Annotated in this window: 13 protein-coding genes; 2 read left to right on the top strand and 11 right to left on the bottom strand. The window is 49.1% G+C overall.

Annotation, left to right across the window (positions count from 1 at the left end; genetic code table 11):
• Positions 1 to 23 precede the first annotated feature (23 nt).
• From BN3279_RS14455 to BN3279_RS14425, 7 genes are all read right to left on the bottom strand, one after another.
• Entirely contained in the window at positions 24 to 1,181 is a 1,158-nt protein-coding gene (locus BN3279_RS14455) for a mannitol-1-phosphate 5-dehydrogenase (RefSeq protein ID WP_059051898.1), read from the bottom strand.
• Positions 1,178 to 1,615 (bottom strand): PTS mannitol transporter subunit IIA, encoded by a 438-nt coding sequence (locus BN3279_RS14450; RefSeq protein WP_059051897.1) that lies wholly within the window; start codon positions 1,613 to 1,615, stop codon positions 1,178 to 1,180. The genes BN3279_RS14455 and BN3279_RS14450 overlap by 4 nt, the downstream gene beginning before the upstream one ends.
• 62 nt (positions 1,616 to 1,677) lie before the next feature.
• A complete protein-coding gene (locus tag BN3279_RS14445; protein WP_059051896.1) occupies positions 1,678 to 3,786 on the bottom strand; it encodes a BglG family transcription antiterminator in 2,109 nt (702 codons plus the stop codon).
• An 81-nt stretch (positions 3,787 to 3,867) separates the two neighbouring features.
• Complete coding sequence (locus BN3279_RS14440) at positions 3,868 to 5,304, bottom strand: PTS mannitol transporter subunit IIBC (RefSeq protein WP_059051895.1); 1,437 nt, start codon at positions 5,302 to 5,304, stop codon at positions 3,868 to 3,870.
• A gap of 277 nt (positions 5,305 to 5,581) precedes the next feature.
• A complete protein-coding gene (locus BN3279_RS14435) occupies positions 5,582 to 5,791 on the bottom strand; it encodes a hypothetical protein (protein WP_082673179.1) in 210 nt (69 codons plus the stop codon).
• A 31-nt stretch (positions 5,792 to 5,822) separates the two neighbouring features.
• Complete coding sequence (locus BN3279_RS14430; RefSeq protein ID WP_059051893.1) at positions 5,823 to 6,326, bottom strand: PRC-barrel domain-containing protein; 504 nt, start codon at positions 6,324 to 6,326, stop codon at positions 5,823 to 5,825.
• 99 nt (positions 6,327 to 6,425) lie between these two features.
• The gene (locus BN3279_RS14425) at positions 6,426 to 7,577 is read right to left on the bottom strand and encodes a cysteine desulfurase family protein (protein ID WP_059051892.1); all 1,152 of its coding nucleotides are present in this window, start codon (positions 7,575 to 7,577) and stop codon (positions 6,426 to 6,428) included.
• Positions 7,578 to 7,779: 202 nt separating this feature from the next.
• Here BN3279_RS14425 and BN3279_RS14420 point away from each other — a divergent pair, with 202 nt between their 5' ends.
• Positions 7,780 to 10,110: an AraC family transcriptional regulator gene (locus tag BN3279_RS14420; RefSeq protein ID WP_316245758.1), complete on the top strand. Its 2,331-nt coding sequence runs from the start codon at positions 7,780 to 7,782 to the stop codon at positions 10,108 to 10,110.
• Between the two features lie 76 nt (positions 10,111 to 10,186).
• Here BN3279_RS14420 and BN3279_RS14415 read toward each other — a convergent pair whose 3' ends face one another.
• The 4 genes from BN3279_RS14415 to BN3279_RS14400 all read right to left on the bottom strand — a co-directional run bounded on the left by BN3279_RS14415 (position 10,187) and on the right by BN3279_RS14400 (position 14,910).
• Complete coding sequence (locus tag BN3279_RS14415; protein WP_059051891.1) at positions 10,187 to 11,203, bottom strand: glycoside hydrolase family 130 protein; 1,017 nt, start codon at positions 11,201 to 11,203, stop codon at positions 10,187 to 10,189.
• Positions 11,204 to 11,299: 96 nt separating this feature from the next.
• A complete protein-coding gene (locus tag BN3279_RS14410; RefSeq protein ID WP_059051890.1) occupies positions 11,300 to 12,913 on the bottom strand; it encodes an extracellular solute-binding protein in 1,614 nt (537 codons plus the stop codon).
• Positions 12,914 to 13,023: 110 nt separating this feature from the next.
• Positions 13,024 to 13,935 (bottom strand): carbohydrate ABC transporter permease, encoded by a 912-nt coding sequence (locus BN3279_RS14405; RefSeq protein ID WP_059051889.1) that lies wholly within the window; start codon positions 13,933 to 13,935, stop codon positions 13,024 to 13,026.
• Positions 13,936 to 13,953: 18 nt separating this feature from the next.
• Positions 13,954 to 14,910, bottom strand: a complete 957-nt coding sequence (locus BN3279_RS14400; protein WP_059051888.1) for an ABC transporter permease — start codon at positions 14,908 to 14,910, stop codon at positions 13,954 to 13,956.
• 393 nt (positions 14,911 to 15,303) lie between these two features.
• Here BN3279_RS14400 and BN3279_RS14395 point away from each other — a divergent pair, with 393 nt between their 5' ends.
• Positions 15,304 to 18,069: an alpha-mannosidase gene (locus BN3279_RS14395; RefSeq protein ID WP_082673085.1), complete on the top strand. Its 2,766-nt coding sequence runs from the start codon at positions 15,304 to 15,306 to the stop codon at positions 18,067 to 18,069.
• The last annotated feature ends 11 nt before the right edge of the window (positions 18,070 to 18,080 follow it).

Below are 18,080 nucleotides of genomic sequence, written 5' to 3'. Positions count from 1 at the left end.
GTGTTATCATAGGCAGTTATCGTTTAACGATTTTGCTTCAATTGTTCATAATGGGCAAGCGCCGCTTGGTGAATCGGATGGCCAGCTTCCAGCCCAGTGTAACGGGTGAGAGTTGCTGAAGCACCCGCTTCCTGCAACGAAGCCTGCAACTCTACGGCCTCCGGATCATCAGCGGAGACGAATAATAGCGCCATCCCCATCGTCTTGGCCAGATGGTCATAGCCAAGTTCATGCTCGTAAGCCTGCTTCGCCGGAGATACCAGGCGGTCTCCAGCGGACAGCTTGCGGATTGGTGAACGGCCAACCCGCGAAACCTCGTCCGTCAGTGCCGGATTTGCGAAACGCTCCAGAATCGTTTCAATATAGGCCTGATGCTCGGTCTCTGAGAAGCCATGCTTCGCCACCAATACCGCTCCGGTCTCCGACAGAACTGAGCGTACATGCTGGACGACCTGCTCGTCGTTCATCGCCTCTTGGATCGTGGCATGGCCTTGCAGATATCCCTTATAAGCAGCCGAACAATGGCCGGTATTTACTGTAAACAACTTGCGTTCAATATAAGGCTCCAGACGTTCAACATAATGTACACCCTCTACGCGGTGAAAGCCTGGGAACATTTGTGATTCGTCTACCGCCCATTCATAAAACGGTTCAACCACCACTTGAAGTGGATCTTCATGCTGCTGCAACGGAACAATCCGATCCACAGCCGCATCGGGGAAGGCTACATTCTCCTCAGCCCAACGCCGGGTATCTTCGTCCAACCCGGCATAGACATGCTCCTTAAGCTGGGAGCTACCTCCAATAGCATTCTCGCATGCAATGACATGCAACTTACCCTGAGTGCCTTCCGCTTTGCGCAGAACGAGTCCTTGTGCAATGGTTCCTGCTATATGCTTGAGAATCGATACGCCAACAGCCGTGGTCACCAGATCGGATTCCGCAATCGCCTGCGCCGCTTCTGCAGCAGCCGTCTTGCTATTGATTGCCGTCACGCCGGTAACGATTACGGTCTCTTTCTGGTCACTGGCCAGTGTAACCGGATATTCCTTGCGCCGTGCCAGCTCCGAAACAACCGTATCATTCACATCTACGAAGCATACTTCATATCCCGAGCCCGATAACAACAGCCCGATGAAGCCTCTCCCGATATTTCCTGCGCCGAAATGAACTGCCTTCATGCTTCCATTCCTCCTTCAAGGATGTCCGCAACCTGCTCTTCCGTTGTAGCATTCATAATACGCTCCAGATTGGATTCATCCGTAAATACCATGGCCACATTCGTTAATACTCCCATATGATCTCCACCTGCAGCGGCGATGCCGATGACGATAAAGGCTGGCTCATCCCCGCCAAAATCGACTCCTTCCGGGAAACGAACTACGGACAGCCCTGTAGACGAAATCAGCGATTTCGCTTCCTTGGTACCGTGAGGAATAGCTAGCCCGCCGCCCATATAAGTAGAGACGATTTCTTCGCGTTCGAGCATTTTATCAACATATTCTTCCGTGACATGACCTGCTTGAACGAGCAAATTGCCCGCCATCCGAATCGCTTCATATTTATCTTTGGCTTGACCATTCAGGATAATTTTCTCTTTAGACAGTAGTTTCATTGTAGCTCTCTCCTTTTTATGTCAGTTCCTATCAATGCAAATCCTTGGTAAAGCTCTTAAACTCAGATGTGCTCAAAATAGTCTAGCAGTTCTGTGGCTAGAAAATTGCGAATATCCTCACACCTTCCCGTCTCCAGCAGCTCGATTAGTTCAGGATTTAACAGCATCGCACTAATCTCGCTAAGCACCTCCAGGCTTTCGTGAGGCAACTGGCGTGGGGCGAGCATGAACAGGATCGCGCCAACCTCGGTATCTCCATCCAACAGTACAGGCTCGCTTAAGCGAAACAATGCCAGCGAACGGTAATTCACGAAACGGGTTCGGGTGTGAAATAACGCTAGCGATGTACCCGGTATGACCTGGCTCGCCATCTTCTCCCGTTCAAGCAGGCGGTCCGTCACGGCCTGCACGTCTGCCACGAGAGTCGCTTCCTCAGGTCCAGGCTTGGTAGAAGTCATATATACCGTGGCAACCCGGCTCATTTCCTCTAAAGCCGATGTTACCGTCTCGCGTAGTGAACAGTTCGCATTTTCGAGCTCAATCACCACAAATTGCTGGAGCAGGCTGACCACCTCATTTAAGGAGGAGGTTAACCCTTGCAGCTTTTCAAACGCCCGGGATTTAACCGGTTGCTCCGACTCGGGGACAGGCTTGCGAGATTTCAAGGTCGTATCCTGAACATATTGCAGCAGGCGTGCGCTGTCCTCCTCCGTCAACAATGGACTCAGCTTGACGTAACGATCAGCGGGCAGTGGCAGGTCAATGGTAGAAATGATTAAATCATAATCTTCCTCTGGCAACCGCTTGGCCTCGTACCATGATACATTACCCAAAACTTCGATCTGTGGCATCTCTTTGGCTAGCCGCGTAGCCAATAATTTCGAGGAGCTCAGACCGCTGGAGCAGACCAGAATAGCCCGGACATTGCGCCCTAACTGATTCAACCGCTCAATCGAGGCTCCAAAGTGCATAACCAAAAAGCCAATTTCCTCATCTGGTACATCCAGATCGGCAATGCTCTCATTCATCGCCTCGCGCACGATGATGAACAACTCCTCATAATCCTTGCGAATCGCTCCAAGCAGCGGATTGCGAATTCGCGAGCCTTCACGAATCCGCTTGAAGGCTGAGCCCATATGCTCCAATAATCCGCTGCCCAGCAACCGGTCCTCCTGAAACGGAATTCCCGTCCGTTTCACAACATTCTCGGTCAGCCGGTAAACCGTATCCACCAGTTCCAAGTCCGCTTGCACAAGATCCGGGGAGGCGTCCCTCGCCCGGTTAAACAAATGAATAATATAACCTATCTCCTCGGGGGGAAAGCGCAGCGACAGCTTCTCCCCCAAGCTCCGGGCAAAGCGAATCGCCTCACTTTCATCCCGTTCATTCCCCGATGTAGAAGCAGATTTCCCCGGATCTGCTACAAAAATGCCCGCCTTCATCCGATTAATGCATACCGAGAGGTGAATCAATAGCTCTGTATAGGCATTTTCGGACAAATGCTCCGTCCAGTCCCAATTCATTTCCCACAAGGTATTCTCTACCGTCATCAGATTGTGGGTTCCAACGATGGTTAACAGCTTCGAAATGGCGGATGAGCCCTGACTTTCCATCGACCCTCCGATCAGATCGGAGTAATCCAAATGATCGACCGCCAGTTGGCATAAGGCATCACGCTTGCCATGCTCCTTGCCGGAAAGCTCAACCCCATAACCTCTGCGGCGAACCAATTCCAGATGGAACCGTCTAACCCAAGGCTCTACCTCATCCAAATCATTGCTTATGGTCGCTACCGTTACCTTCAAGCTGTGAGCCAATGCAAATAGCTTGCATGGCTCGTGCTCTTCTAGCAGACGGCAGATCAGCCAAATCTTCCGTTCTTCTCCGGAATAATCACTAGGATTATCCACGAGCAGCAGTCTTCTGGCTTCTTGTAGCCGCTCTCCCTCGTCATTGCCACCGGAGTCGCTCCATACCGAGATTCCGGTACCGGATTTACGGTGAAGCACCAAGCCAAAGAAGGCGAGAATCTTCTCAATTTCGTCCAGCTCCCGATGGACGGTTCTGACGCTAACATTGATTTCTGCCGCAATTTCTGCGGCAGTCATTCCGTTTTTACGTCCGAGGAGGAGAATGAGGATTTGCTTTTGCCGTGCGGTAACCTTCCTCATTATCTGACCTCCTAAAAATAGACGCAAAACACCGGCGAATTAGCTCGCCAGTGTTCTGCCCCCTCATTGTAACTGGCGCAATTAACTTTTCAGTCGTTCAACCAGTTCATCATATTTGGGACTCTTCAAGAAGTTGTCGATGGAAATATGCTCTGCGTCCGGTTTGTTCGCAATGGCACGTTCCGTTAATGTTTTTTGTGTAATGACGATATCAGCATCCGCAGGGATTTCGCTAACTGCGGAATTGACAACCGTGATGTTGATACCGGCATCCTGCAGTTTCTTTCTCAAGACCGAAGCCCCCATGGCACTCGAACCCATCCCGGCATCACAAGAGAACACGATTTTGTTAACGTTTTGCTTCTGAACACCCGTCGTTGCCGCAGATGCAGCAGCTTGGCTCTTCACTCCTGCCGATTTCATTTCTTTCACCTTGGCAGATGCTTCATCCAAGTCCATTTCCTCGTCGTTTTGCTTGCCCGTCTTAAGCAACAAGGCAGCGACAACGAAGGAAGCAATTGTTGCGGTAATTACACCGCTGAACATTGGCAGGAACCCGCCTCTAGGTGTCATCGCGATGTAAGCGAAGATACTACCTGGCGAAGGTGAACCGGAAAGAGCTGCACCCGTCAGTTGGAATGTAAATGTACCAACCACACCACCGGCAATAGCTGCCAGGATCAATACAGGTTTCATCAAAATGTACGGGAAGTAGATTTCGTGAATCCCGCCCAGGAAGTGGATAATCACTGCCCCTGGTGCAGATTGTTTTGCCGAACCGCGTCCTACCAACCAGTAAGCGAGCAGGATACCAAGGCCTGGACCTGGGTTGGATTCAAGCATGAACAACATAGATTTACCTACACGAGCCACTTCTTCTGCTGCGATTGGTGTAAGTACACCATGGTTGATCGCATTGTTCAGGAACAACACTTTACCTGGCTCAATCAGCAGATTGACCAAAGGAATCAGTCTGGCTTCCATCAGGAAGTTTACGCCGGAAGATAATACTTGGCTAATACCTTGAACGAACGGCCCTACGCCAGCATAGGCACCCAGTGCCATAATCCCACCGAAGATCCCGATCGAGAAGTTGTTAACCAACATTTCAAAGCCGGAACGAATTTTACCATCAATCGCTCTGTCAAACTGTTTCATTACCCATGCCGAGAGCGGACCGACGATCATCGCTCCAAGGAACATCGGAATGTCTGCCCCTACGATAACCCCCATCGTGACGATAGCACCGGTAACGGCACCACGCTTGCCGTGAATCATCTGTCCACCGGTATAACCGATCAACAGCGGCAATAAGTATTTGATCATCGGGTCAACTAGCTTGGCCAAGTATTCACTTGGAATCCAGCCGGTTGGAATGAAGAGGGCGGTGATTAACCCCCAGGCAATAAATGCGCCAATGTTAGGCATAACCATGCCACTGAGCGCACGTCCGAACTGCTGTACTCTGACTCTTACTCCGCCAGAACCTGTTTTCTCTTTCGTTTGTGCTATAGCCATAAAGAGAAACCTCCTTAAAATGATGTACGGACCATCAACAATCTTGACTTGTATGACTACCGTGTTTCTATATTCATCCTAATTCAAAGCGCTTTCTTTCTCAATCAAATCAAAATACGGTTTCGTCATGATCATTGTTGACAACATTTGAGAAGTAGTTCCCCCAGGTTAATAAAAAAGCTGTCCTCTCTATTATGTACTAAATAGGGGACAGCTTCTGGCATTTCCGCCGGACGTCATGAATACTTTATAAAGTAGCTCGGGCACATACTTATATTTACGAGGAAGCATGCATTTGCGGGAAATCTTGCACCATTTCCTCACCGAAGAACAGATCGTCCAGGGAACTGAGCGTACCGTCCTCTTCAACTTGGTAGACGGACATTTTATCTCCGTTTACCGTCAATTCAATAAAGCAACCCCAGCAGTAAAATTGATGGGAACCAATCTTCCCAATATCCTTGGAGCTGCAATTTGGACATTTCATCATCCATTTATCACCTATCCATCAACAGAATTCATGGTTTTTCAAGCAGTTCGTCGCTGCTAGCGGGGACCATGATCGCATTCTCCCCGCGGGTCATTTCCGGTGTGAAAGGCAATAGCTTGCGCCCTTCCAGCAAATCGGTGAAAAACCCGTCGCTAATTTCAATTCCAGTAATTGTGTTTCCCAATTCATGCTCAAAATAAACATCCGTCATAAAACCTAACTGAATTCCGTCCTCAGTCAGAACGGGTAATTCCTTCAATTTGACAGTTCCTGTCAAGAAGGTATTCTGTATATTCTCAGCCTTCCATTTGCGGATGGCCTGTTGATTACGAATCATAATCGCATCTTCCCCATAGGCGACAATGTCTTCCCAGAGCACCACCTTGACGGAGGAACTCCAGCGCAGGCGATTCTCTAACTGAATGCCTGCAATCGACCAATCGTTATTCAGCATCATGTCGATCACTTTCCCCACCTGCTTGCCTTGATCTACATCAAAGACAGCCAGGCCGATCATTTCCTGCATTCTCATGGCGATAAGGACACTCCCCGCTGGGCAAATGGTTGACGCGCAGGCAACTTACATACCCTCCTTCCCCAAAATCGTCATAATCCCGATAAAAGCTGCCCATTATTTCCTTCTACGGAGACGTTCCAGGATGGTTCCAATTTTTTGGGCGACATCAGCAATTTCTTTCCTAGTATTACCCATTCCTACACTAAATCGAATCGCTGAACGCAAAAAAGTTGTCGGAAGCTGCATAGCCTCCAGCACATGAGAAGGCTCAAGGGACCCAGAGGTACACGCTGAGCCGCTGGAAGCGGCAATTCCCTCCATGTCCAAATTCATCAGCATCGTCTCCGAATCCACTTCCGGAAAGCTGATATTAACAATATGCGGCAACCGCTCGGACGGATGACCGTTCACATGGAAGCCCTCGCTTGGCAATCGTTCTCCCAAAGCCTCCAGCAATGCCGCGATCAGCATACTCTCATGGGTGTTGCGGGCTGCCCGCTCTTCCACCGCCAGTTCTACCGCCTTGGCAAAGCCGGCAATTCCGGCCATATTCTCCGTTCCCGCACGCCGCTTTCTCTCTTGAAGTCCCCCATACTGAATCGGGTCCAGTAGTACATCCTTGCGTACATAAAGAGCACCAACGCCTTGCGGACCATTTATTTTGTGGGACGAGAAGCTCATGAGATCCACCGGGAGATCACGGCAGGATATCGGAATAGAGCCAAGTACCTGTACAGCATCTACATGAAACAAAATTCCCCGTTCCCGGGTCATCTCTCCGATTTCCACAATAGGCTGCAGTGTGCCCACTTCATTATTTCCATACATGACGCTGACCAGAATCGTATCGGGGCGAATGGCCTCTGCGAGTTGCCCAGGGTCCACTCTTCCCGTAGAATCGACTGGCAGGTAAGTCACCTCAAAGCCCTTCTGTTCCAAACGTTCACAAGTATGAAGCACTGCATGATGTTCTACAGCCGTAGTGATAATATGCCGTCCGCGGGTCTTGCGAGCCTCGGCTGCACCAAATAGTGCAAGATTGTCACTCTCCGTTCCTCCGCTGGTAAATACCAGTTCATCCGCACGGCAACCCATTCGTGTGGCAATGGTATCACGCGCCCCGTTAACAAGACGTTTGGCCTCTCGTCCGAAATAATGAACACTCGAAGCATTCCCATATTGATTGCCCATCACATGCATCATCGTCTGCACCACATCCGGATGAATCGGCGTAGATGCTGCATGGTCCAGATATATATGTTTCATAGCCGTTAACCACCTTAGTCCACTTACTGACAAATTTTGAGCGATTTTAATTCTATATTATTTTGAACAAAAAAACTACTCATACCTTGCAAATGTATCTTCTTGGCGCACTATTTTTAGCGTGGTTCTTCCTTTAAACGCAAATTTAATGCATAATAAATATAACGTTATAATGATTGGTAAAGTTTGGAGGAGATGCTTCGTGCGGAAAACAGCCGCCCCGTCTAACTTAATATCTCGTATTCCGGCAAGCTGGAGCCATTTCAAATCCAAGCTATTGCTCAAGTATACAATATCTTATATTTTAATGTTTCTTGTTCCGCTCACACTGGTCACAGCACTCGTTTATGAAAGCGCCGTCAAGAGCTTGCAGACCGAAATCGAACAAGCCAATGTCAATCAGCTCAGTCAGGTCAAAACAACCATTGACGAACGGATGAACGAACTGCAAGAAATCGCCACTAAGATTTCCTATGATGAACGTTTGACGCCGTATATGCTGCGCCACCCCTTATATAGCGGCGATGCCATTCGAGCATTGGCCAGCTACAAAGCGAACAGCAGCATTTTGGAGGATCTGTTCCTGTATCTCCACAAGGATACGATTATTTATTCTTCAACAGGACTTACCTACGTGGATGTTGTCTTTGAGCGCATGTACAAATTTGAAAATTGGTCCAATGAAATGCTGCTTCAGGATTTAAACGAATTGAAGCAACCTATGATGCGGCCAGCAGAGAAAGTGAGCGTCTATTCCCGCAGCGATCCGATGTTGACCTTTCTGGTTCCAATCAAGCCTAATGATCCATATCCTTACGGAACAGTCGTCTATTTAATGAAGGAATCCAAACTCACAGGGGTCATGGATTCGATCTTGAATGACTTCGCGGGCAGTAGCTATATCTTTGATCAGAAGGGAAAAGCATTAACTATTAATAACCATGGATCAAGCCTGCCGGAACCTGATTTGATGGCATTGCCTTCGCTGGAGCCAGGTATCCACAGCCTTTCTATGAATGGCGAGAAATATTCAGTGGTGGTGGTCAAATCCCAATATAACGGCTGGACCTATGTAACCACGATGCCAAGCTATCAGTTTTTTGGTCGGGTGGCTCACATTCAGGAACTCGTAGTTATTGTCTTCGGGATCGCCGTCCTGACAGGCATTATCGCAGCCATGCTGCTGGCCAGACGGCAATATCATCCCATCAAGGATTTGATGGAGTTCGCCAAGCTGAAGACCAGTTCACCGGATAGCAACAAGATTCGTAATGAATGGGAGTGGATTCGACAGACGCTGCATGATTACAGCGCGAGAATAGACATCCAGCAACCCTACGTTCGTAATCAGTGTTTGATGCTTCTACTAAAACATGGCAAACCAGACGACCCAGAAATCGCTCAAATGATGGAGGGTTCCGGTCTGATACTGCCGCAAGGTCACGGCTATTATTTCTCTGTCATATTGGCATGGGATGAAACGGGAGAGGGGGATAAAACCTGGGAGGAGCAGCAGAACCTGCAGGAAATGCTTAGTGAATTTGAACTGGCGGAAATGAATACCCATATCTACGGGTTGGAGTTCTCGCCAGCAGAGCAGTTTGCCTTAGTTGTATCGTTGTCTGCTGAGAGCAAAGCCGAGGCTGAGGAACGGGTTCTTACTATAATTGAAGCGATCAAGGTGCTGGTTATTGATAACTCTAGGGTCGTTCCGTATTTCGGAGTAGGCACCTTGTATGAGAGCCCTGCCGACTTGAACCAGTCCTTTATTGAAGCTTCGGCTGCCTTGGAATACCGCATGGTGGGCAGCAATGGACGCGTAACTTATTTCGAGCAAATTGCCGAGCTGGCGGTTCCTTCAGCCGAGACATTCTGGCTTCCACGTAAAACAATATTGAAGTTGGAGCAAGGACTCAAACAAGGGAATGAACTGGTCGCCAATCAGATGATCGCCGCTATTATTGATGAATTAAAGGTTGAGCCACTCTCAGTCTCCCTGCTGCGCTGCATTTGCTTCGATTTATTGAATTCACTGCTGCGTACGGCTTCTGAACTGGGGATGAACGAGGTATTCCTGAATTTGTCCAGCTTGACCTCGTTTGAATCATTGGAGGAACTTGAGGCTAAACTGGGTTCACTCGCTTCTCAAATCTGCTTGCAGGTAGAACGCAATGCCGAAACCGGGCAACATTCGTTAATGGATGATATCGTAGATTATATAGATCAGCAATTTGCCGATTACACCCTTAGTTTGGAGCACGTTGCCCTCAGGTATTCAATTTCCACATCCTATCTGAGTCGTTGCTTCAAGGAGAAGACAGGTCTTAATTTCTCGCAATACATCTGGCAATGCCGTATGCAGGAAGCCATTCGCCTGCTCGTTAACACCTCAGCCCCGCTCAAAGAAATTGTCGAGCAGGTGGGTTATTTGGATGCGCCGAACTTCATCCGCAAATTCAAGAAGGAAACCGGGCTTACCCCAGGCCAATATCGCCGGGAACATGCTGCCAAGGGGCCTGCAAATAATAGCTAAAATAAGCGACGTCCCCAAGCTGACTTTATAGCCAGCCTGGGGACGTCTTTATTCCCTTACCTTACTTATATTCTTCCTAGCTATCTTGCTGCAAAATATGATCGACCAATTCTTCCACCGGTACAGTGGCCAGCGCAATCGCTGTATCAGTCACCCCGTAGTAGATGTACAGCAGGCCGTCCTTCACCACATTCCCTGTCGGGAATACGACGTTGGGAATTTGATAGCCGAACTTCTCATAATACGTCTCTGGCTCCATGATGAAGTTATGCGTCCGCGCAATCACCTTCTCCGGATTCTCCAAATCTAGCAGCAGCGCACCTACCCGGTACACGATCTCATCATCCACCCCGTGATACAAGACCAGCCAACCCCGGTCCGTCTTGATCGGCGGGGTTGATCCTCCGATCTTCCGCGATTCCCACGTCATATTCTCCGCCTTCGCCAGCAGCTTCGGCTCTTCCCAGTGAATCAGATCCTCCGAGTACGTGATCCACATCGCGGCCTTCTCCGTACCATACTCCTCGCCGATGTATTCCTCTGGACGGCGCAGCAGCACGAACTTCCCGTTGATCTTCTCCGGGAACAGGATGTTGTCCCGGTCGTTGATATCCAGCGGCGTCGTATCGGCCACAAATTCCCAATCAATCAGGTTCTTCGAGGACAGAATCGACGAGCGGGTCAGCCAGTGCCCTTCCTCTTCTCCCCAGCCGTCCGGATATTCCGGGATCGAACGCTCCGGTACGCCCCGGCCGGTCGGGTAATAGCTCATCGCGCAAGGACGCAGCGCGTAGTTCAGGTAATACGTATCGTCAATCTTGACGATACGCGGGTCCTGTACGCTGCCATACGGGAAGCCCAGCATATCTGGGGTCACGATCGGCTCGTCCTTCACATGCGTGAAGTGTACTCCGTCCTCGCTCTCCAGCAAGCCCAGATAGTTCTTGCAAGGGGTCAGTGAACCCGCCGTCCGCTCGATCATATAGAATTTATCATTATCCAGAATAACGGCCGGGTTAAATACGGTCACCATTCTCCACTCATATCCACCAGGCACTACAATAGGGTTCTCCGGATGTCTTGTAATTTTCATCTCTATCTGCCTCCTGCTCCATCTATTTGTCTCCCGAAGGGAAGCCAGCCCCCAGAGATCAAGTCTCGGAGGGCCAACTGGCCTTACACTATTCGCTTAATTGCTCTTCCATTGGTCGTAAGCTTCTTGATAAATTTGCTGCATGCGATCCCCGCCCATTTTCTTAACGGTCGCTACATAGTTGTCCCAGTTGCTCATCGGCTCAGCGCCAGTGACAAACTTGGCTTCCATTTGACGAACATAAGTAGTCAGATCAGAAGTCAGCGTTGTTACTTCAGCTTGTTGCTCAGGAGTGAGGAACAAGGTCGGGAACGGAATTCTTGCTCCACGATCCAGCAATTTCGTCTTGGATTCGCTATCCACCCATACTTCAAAGTCGGTCTTCAACCCTTTGAAGATATCATCGAAGGAAATCGTTGGTGCTGGAATTCCATAGTTCGGAGTCAGCGTTGCACGATATTCACCAGGGTCCATACCATTTGGCGGATCTAAATTCTTCTTAACCCGGTTTTCCTTGTCGGTATACTCCCACAGTACTCCCTCAGGTCCTTTATTAAATACCATGGCACCTTCATAGGAATACAGATAGTCAACCCAACGCATGGAAGCTTCTGGAGCAGGATTACTAACACTGATAGCAAATGCACCTGTTGTTACGCCTTTGTTCTTGGCGATAGCTGGCTTGTCCACCATATCGCTGACGATGGGTGCAAACATTGGATCATCGGTGCTTGGCTCGCCTCCAAGCGTCATGTAAGCATTCCATTCGGAGAAGAGGCCAACCTGATTGTTTTGGGCTTTCGCCTTTTTCTGTTCGGCCGTTTGTGAGAATGATTCATGATCGAGCAGGTCTTCTGCCCATAGACGATTCAAGAAGACGAGGTACTCTTTATACCCTTCTTCCATTGGTGTGTAATGAACCACATCCTGGTCATCTACATAAATCTCCTCTTCATAGATACCGAATGCGCCTAGCAGCCAAGTACGGATATCCCGGAGACTCGGCGTGGAGGCTGAAGATAACGGAATTTCGTCTGCCTTCCCGTTTCCATTTGGATCTTCTTCTTTAACGCGTTTCAAATAAGTGTACAGTTCTTCTGTAGTTTCCGGCAGCTTACCCATGTTGAGCTTCTCCAGGAAGTCGCCGTTATACCACATTGGGTTGCGGTACCAAGGTTGGTTGAACTCGATTACCGGCAACGAGTAGATATGCCCGTCTGGAGCTGTAATGGACTTGCGTACATCCGGGTTCTCTTCAAGCACCTTCTTGAAGTTAGGCGCATAATTTTCAATCAGATCTTCCAATGGAATTAAGATGCCTTGTTCCCCATAGTTCATTTGCTCAGCCGGAGTCAGACCAGCCGCATAAAATACGTCCGGATATTCACCACTGGCAAATACGAGGTTTTTCTTAGTTTCAAAGCTGTCTTTCGGTGCATTATTGAATACAAATTTGATGTTGGTCAGCTTCTCCATATCCTGCAGTACAGGCATTTCATTCCAGTTCTGCAAACCTACATCTGGTGCCATCATGGTTAATGTGATCGGTTCTTCAACAATCGGGAATCCATCCTTGCTAACTACATTGGTCTCCGCATTCCCGCTAGCCCCGTTCTTTTGAGTGTTACCGGAGCCTCCGCAACCGGACAACAATGTGACGACCATAGCGGTGAGTAGAAGCAGGACCCATCCTTTTTTACTTCCCTGCATTAGTAAACCTCCCTTTTAAACTTATGTTGATTATATAATAAGCGAAGGACCAGCCCTCGTTATTATCAGGAAACTGCATGATTTTTACTATAAGCGTATCAAATTAAGGCTTAACCCTTAACCGATCCAATCATGACTCCTTGTACAAAATAACGTTGTAAGAAAGGATAAACGGCAACCACTGGTAAAGTGGACACAATAATTACCGCATATTTGACCAATGAGGCAATTTCCGCTTTATTCGCCATGGACTCGGCAATATCGCCACTAATGGCAGCTCCCGTCGTCTCTGCGGACATCTCCTGAAGCACCAGGATTTGACGCAATACCATTTGCAGCGGATATTTCATCTCATCGTTCAAATAAATCAAGGCCGGGAAATAACTGTTCCAATGACTGACCCCATAGAATAACGCCATAACCGCGATAATTGGGGACGACAGCGGCAGCACAATGCGTATGAATAATCTCATATTAGTAGCTCCATCCACATGGGCGGCTTCTTGCAATTCCTTAGGAATGGTCGAATGGAAGAACGTCCTGGCCACGATGATATTCCACACCGATGCCGATACCGGCAAAATCAAGGCTCCAATTGAATTAATCAACCCCAGGTTCTTGACCATCAAGTAAGTAGGGATAAGTCCTCCACTGAAGAACATAGTGACCAGGAACATTCCCATGATTAGGCCTCGGCCCACGAAGTCAGAACGACTTAAGGCATACGCAGCCGGTAGAGTAACTACCAGATTCAGCATCGTTCCGATCAAGGTATAGAAAATGGTATTACGGTAACCGATCCAGATCTTTGGATTATCGAATACCAGCTTGTATCCATCAAAGGTAAGCCCTTTGGGGAACAACCACATCTCCCCCGAACTGACAAATTTGGGGCTACTGACGGAAGCACTGATGATGTAAATAAGCGGATACAACACCACGATCAAAGCGAGTAACAGATACACATAATTTAGAACTAGGAACAATCTATCTGATTTGGATTCTTTAATTGTTGTAACCATAGCTTCGTCCTCCTTTCTCTACCATAGGCTGGTTTCGCTCGTTCGCTTAGCAACCTTGTTGACGGTAATCAGCAAGAGCGCATTAACGATGGAATTAAACAAACCGACGGCGGTGGAGAAGCTATATTGAGCGCTGACCAGACCGGAGCGGTATACAAAGGTTGAAATGACGTCTGAAGACTCCATATTCAGCGGATTTTGTAGCAGCAATACTTTCTCATAGCCGACGCCTAGGATATTCCCCATGTTCAGAATCAGCAAAATGGTAATTGTGGGAATAATGGTCGGCAAGTTAATGTTCAGCACGCGTTTAAAGCGGCTGGCACCGTCCATAATCGCCGCTTCATGGAGTTGAGGATCAACCCCCGCCAAAGCTGCAAGATAGATGATGGTGCCCCATCCTGTGCTCTGCCACACGCCAGACAATACATATACAGTCTTGAACCAGCGCGGGTCTGTCAGAAATGCCGGGGCTTCAATGCCAAAGAATTCGATCATGCGCACAATCATACCGGATGAAGGCGACAGGAACGTAATAATCATCCCCGCCATAACCACCATCGAGATGAAATGGGGTGCATAAGTGACCGTCTGCACGGTCTTCTTGAACGCTCCGTTCCTGATCTCGTTGAAGGCTAGGGCCAGAATAATCGGGAGTGGGAAGCCGATGGCCAGTTCATAGAAGCTAAGGCTCAGGGTATTCCACAGTAGGTCCCAGAAATAATAGGAATCAAAAAACCGCAAGAAATGATCGAATCCGACCCATGGGCTGCCTGTGATTCCTTTAACCGGCGTAAAATTTTTGAACGCGATTTGAATTCCGTACATCGGACCATAATGGAAGATCAAGAAGTACAGAACCGCCGGGGTTACGAATAAGTACAGCTCCCAGTTCTTCAGCATTTTACGGCCGAGGGAGGATTCGCCGGTTGCGTTCCGGGTGATGCCGGATACTTTCCGGCCGCTTTTCTTCATATCGTATTCTCTCCTTTCTCTTTATCCAGCTTGTTCACGTCTGCTTTCGCCCTCACTATTTCTCTGTTTGGTTGGGCCGCAATTGCTAACGCTTACAATTCAAATTGTAGGGAATCAGATCTGACACCGTAAATATGTGGATTCTGAATTGTCATGTCAGCAATGGCCCAAAACCCTTTCATATCAAGGTTTTTTTGTTTTTACATTACGTTAACATCGACCATCCCAAACGGCTAAATGTGTCAAACATGCATTCATGAATGCGTATGCAAATGATACATATTGTGATTTATTCGAGGGTGTGTAAATCTGCATACGAATGTGTCTTGACATAAATCCATGTATTTTCGTTTTCCGCTTGTTGGGTTTACAAATGAATTAGGAGGGATTGATATGGCGCGGACAACCGCCCACCTGATCTCCCATTCGCATTGGGATCGGGAATGGTACATGCCCTATGAATATCATCACTATCTATTGACTGAGTTAATGGACACTTTGCTTCAGACCCTGGAGCAAGATGAACGCTACCGCCATTTCCACTTGGATGGACAAACCATTATATTGGAGGATTATCTTCAGGTTCATCCGGAGAAAAAGGAACTGCTGCACAAATACATCCGTGAGGGACGCATCAGCGTGGGCCCTTGGTATGTGTTGCAGGATGAATTCCTTACCAGTTCTGAGGCCAATGTGCGCAATTTGCTGATTGGTCATCAAGACGCAGAGCAATATGGAACCGTATGCAAACTGGGCTACTTCCCGGATTCCTTCGGTAATATGGGCCAGGCTCCTCAAATGCTGAAGCAAGCTGATATTGAAGTCGCAGCATTCGGGCGAGGCGTGAAGCCTACAGGCTTCGATAATAAAGTTGAGGACTTCTCGGGTTCAGAGTTCGAATCTCCGTTCTCGGAGATGTACTGGGAATCCCCGGATGGCTCCGTCGTACTGAGCCTGCTGTTCGCCAACTGGTACAGCAACGGGAACGAGGTTCCGGTGAACGCCGAGGAAGCCACCCTCTATTGGAACAAGAAGCTGACTGATGCTAAGAGGTATGCCTCAACCCCGGAATTACTGTTTATGAACGGTTGTGACCACCAACCGGTGCAGACGGACTTGCCGGCTGGACTTGAAATAGCGAAGCAACTATTCCCTGAAGTAGACTTCAAGCATTCCAGCTTCGAGGAATATATCGAAGCTGTGAAGCGGCAGCTTCCGGAGCAGCTTGCCACTGTAAGCGGGGAACTGCGCAGCCAACATGCGGACGGTTGGGGAACGCTGGTCAACACGGCATCTGCCAGAATCTATTTGAAGCAGATGAATCAATATGGACAAACCTTGCTGGAGAAGGGAGCCGAACCACTAGCAACCTTGGCTTCTATCACCGGAGCGACCCCCTATCCGCACCAGCCATTGACTTATGCCTGGAAGACGTTGATGCAGAATCATCCGCATGACAGCATCTGTGGTTGCAGTGTGGATGAAGTGCATCGTGAGATGGTCACCCGGTTCGACAAGAGTAAGCATATGGCTGAAGCGGTGATTCAGGAGAGTCTGAGGGCCATTGCCGGAAATATCGGTACGCTTGACATTAAAGCCTGGGATAAGGAAGCCATTCCTTTCACAGTGTTTAACACCTCCGGTTGGGCGCGCAACGGTACAATCAGTGTAGAAGTGATTGTCGCGAAGCGCTACTTCAAGGAAGGCCCTAACCCGGCTGCGATTGCAGAAGAGCTGGATAAGCTGCCAATAGACCTGCAAGAAGGAAGCCTGCTGGATGATGAGGGTCACGCCCTGTCTGTACGTGTGGACGACCTTGGATCTCAATTTGGCTATGAGCTGCCGAAGGACCGATTCCGGCAGCCCTACATGGCCCGCAAGATCCGCCTTACCTTTGAGGCACCAGCCGTGCCCGCACTAGGCTTCCGTACGTTTGCCTGGCATCCACAGGGGGCCAAGTCTGCCGCCCTGCCAGAGTCGTCACCATTAGTCGTGACAAGTAACGGCATGGCTAATGAATTTCTAAGCGTTCATTTCCATGACGACGGCTCTTACGATCTGACAGACCGCCAAACCGGTCATACCTTTCACAAGCTTGGGATTTTCGAAGACTGCGGAGATATCGGCAACGAGTATATGTTCCGGCAGCCGGAAGGCGATACTGCCTTGACTACGCGTGGCCTTCCTGCAACGATTACTTGCGTAGAGAAAGAACCTTATCGTGTCACGTATGAGATTGTTCATGATTGGGCCATTCCCGAAGCCGCAGATGAACGTTTGCAGGCAGAACAGCGCAAAATGATTCAATTCCGCTTGCGTAAGGCCGGAAGAAGCCAACAAACGTTGCCCTTCCGCCTGACTACACGCGTGAGCCTGGAGCGTTCAGGCAAAGGCCTGCTCATTTCTACTTCCTTCAATAATCAGGCCAAGGATCATCGCTTACGCGTGTTGTTTCCAACAGGCCTGCAGGCAGAACAGCATTTGGCAGATTCTATCTTTGAAGCTGCGAAGCGCGACATCACGCCCGCACCAGAGTGGACGAACCCAAGCAATGCCCAGCACCAACAAGCCTTCGTCAGCGTGTCGGATAGCCAATTGGGCTTGACGGTAGCTAATAAAGGCTTGAACGAATACGAAGTGCTGCGAGATGGAAGCAACACCATCGCCATCACATTGCTTCGGTCTGTTGGCGAGTTAGGGGATTGGGGAGTGTTCCCTACCCCTGAAGCGCAATGCCTTGGCGAGCACACGGTGGAATATGCGGTGTTCCCTCATCGCGGGGATGCGATCCAGTCTGAAGCTTTTGCCGAAGCTTATGCATTCCAGATTCCATGGTTCCATATCCAGCATGAGCTCAAGCAGGGACATCTGCCGACAACATATAGCCCGTTCACCTGGGAAGGTTCCGGGCTGGCCTGGTCGACCTGCAAGCTGTCCGCACAAAATGATGTTGTGCTTCGCTGGTACAATCTGAACGGCCAGGCCGCCAAGCTTGGCATTAAATCCCATGTTCCGTTCACTGCTGCTTATCACAGCGATATTCTGGAGCGCCGTCATGACAAGTTGGAGCCACAGGGGGATCACCTGCAACTAGAGATAGGCAAGGCAAAGATCGTTACCGTGGCATTTCCTAACGACTCTATCACTACTCATTCATAACTCACATTACA

Origin of the sequence: Paenibacillus senegalimassiliensis (assembly GCF_001486585.1) — a bacterium.
Classification (GTDB): domain Bacteria; phylum Bacillota; class Bacilli; order Paenibacillales; family Paenibacillaceae; genus Fontibacillus; species Fontibacillus senegalimassiliensis.
The sequence above is the reverse complement of the archived record's forward strand: the minus strand, read 5'-3'. Positions and strand labels throughout refer to the sequence as shown.